At 73.1% G+C, this 1,620-nt stretch carries 2 protein-coding genes and 1 pseudogene; all 3 read left to right on the top strand.

Annotation, left to right across the window (positions count from 1 at the left end; translation table 11 throughout):
- Window positions 1–779 (top strand): hydrolase (locus G6021_RS14610; protein ID WP_182641593.1); only part of this gene is annotated, 779 nt, incomplete at its 5' end.
- Window positions 780–850: 71 nt separating this feature from the next.
- The gene (locus G6021_RS14605) at window positions 851–1,303 is read left to right on the top strand and encodes a hypothetical protein (RefSeq protein WP_182639203.1); all 453 of its coding nucleotides are present in this window, start codon (window positions 851–853) and stop codon (window positions 1,301–1,303) included.
- Window positions 1,300–1,620: pseudogene (locus tag G6021_RS14600) on the top strand (hypothetical protein); the annotation flags it as partial. The gene G6021_RS14605 and the pseudogene G6021_RS14600, both read left to right, overlap by 4 nt.

The following is a 1,620-nucleotide window of genomic DNA, read 5'->3' as shown; positions in this document are numbered from 1 at the left end:
CCGACGTGTGCCCGATCTGCGCCGATGAGCGCCAGTTCGTCCCCGCCGGCGGCCAGCGGTGGACCGACCCCGAGGCGTCGGCCGCGCGCGGCGCGCGCATCGAGTTCATGGAGCGCGAGGCGGACGTGATCAACCTGGTCCACCGGGACTGTCCCGGGATCGGGCAGAAGCCGGCGCTCATCCGCACCGACCACGGGAACATGATGGTCGAGGCGCCGAACCACATCAGCGAGGAGGCCGTCGCGGCGGTGCGCGGATGGGGTGGCATCTCCGCCCTCATCGCCTCCCACCCGCACATGTACGGGGTCCAGTCACTGTGGTCGGCCGCCTTCGACGACGCCCCGGTCTACGTCTCCGCACCGGACGAGCACTGGCTCGGTCTGCGGCCCCGCAACACCGTGGTGTGGGGCGGCGGCCACCCGGGTGAGGAGATCGAGATCCTGCCGGGGGTCCGGGCCTCACAGCCCGGCGGCCACTTCCCCGGCAGCGCGGTGGTCCACTGGACCGCGCGCGACGGCCGGGGGGTGCTGTTCACGGGCGACACCATCGGCACCGTCGCCGATCCGCGCTGGGTCACGTTCATGCGTTCGTTCCCCAACTGGATGCCCCTGTCCGGCGCGGTGGTCCGGCGCATCGCCGAGCACGTCTCGCGCTACCACGTCGACCGGATCTACGCGAACTTCGGCGGCTGCGTCCCCCGCGACGCCGGCGCCGCCGTCCAACGCTCGGCCGAGCGGTACGCCAGGTGGGTCGACGGCGAGTACGACCACCTGACCTGACCACCACGTCGGCGGCCCGGACGACGCCATGACCGCCGATATGTGTCGGGGCGCGGCGCTAGCATCTCCTCGTGGAGTTCCACCCGGAAGGCCTGATCCTCAGCCTCGCGGTGCTCGCCCCGTCTCTCCTGTTGGCGCGTTTCCCCCCTCGGGAGCCGCTTCCGCGGTCGTCGGTGCCCGGCCCGGTGCGCTGGACCGAGCGCGCCGGCCAGGTCCTGTGCCTGGTGGTTCCGGCGGTGGGCGCCTCGGGCACGATCGTCTGGTGGTGGGGTGTTCCCGCGATCTCCGCGCTGGCCGCCTACTACGCCCTGTGGGCCCGGTATCTGGCGACGGGTCGCCACGCCGAGTCCCTGTACTGGTGGCGCCGCGTGCCCGCCCCGATGGCGATCCTGCCGGTGATGGTGTTCCTCACCGCCGCGGGCTGGCTGAGCAGTCCGTGGATCGCGGCGGCTGCCGTCGTACTCGCCCTGGGGCATCTCCCGGTGTCCCTGAGCGCGGCGCGGGCTGTGCGGGAGGCCGTGTGAGCGACACGGGGGTGGAGTTGTGGTGGCTGCCGGTCGGTGCCGGTGGGCACGTCGCGATCCATACGAGCCGCTGGTGGGAGTCGTATCACGCGCGTCGCGAACACCGCCCCGGACGGCCGCTGTTCCACGCCGCGCTGGAGGTCTTCACCGAGCGCGGCCCTCATGTCGTCGAGATGGCGCCGGCCTGGGGGCCGCTCAGCGGATCGAGCGGGGTCGTGGCGACCGGCCCGGTGGGTCTGCGCTGGCTGGGGCGGTCGCGCCTGTTCCGCTACGAGGTCCGCTGCCTGCCCGGGGGCGAGATCCCCGATCGCGCGTGG

Origin of the sequence: Dietzia sp. CW19 (genome assembly GCF_014145265.1) — a bacterium.
In the GTDB taxonomy this organism is placed as follows: domain Bacteria; phylum Actinomycetota; class Actinomycetes; order Mycobacteriales; family Mycobacteriaceae; genus Dietzia; species Dietzia natronolimnaea.
Note: the sequence above shows the minus strand (reverse complement) of the source record. Positions and strands in the feature narration are given on the sequence as shown.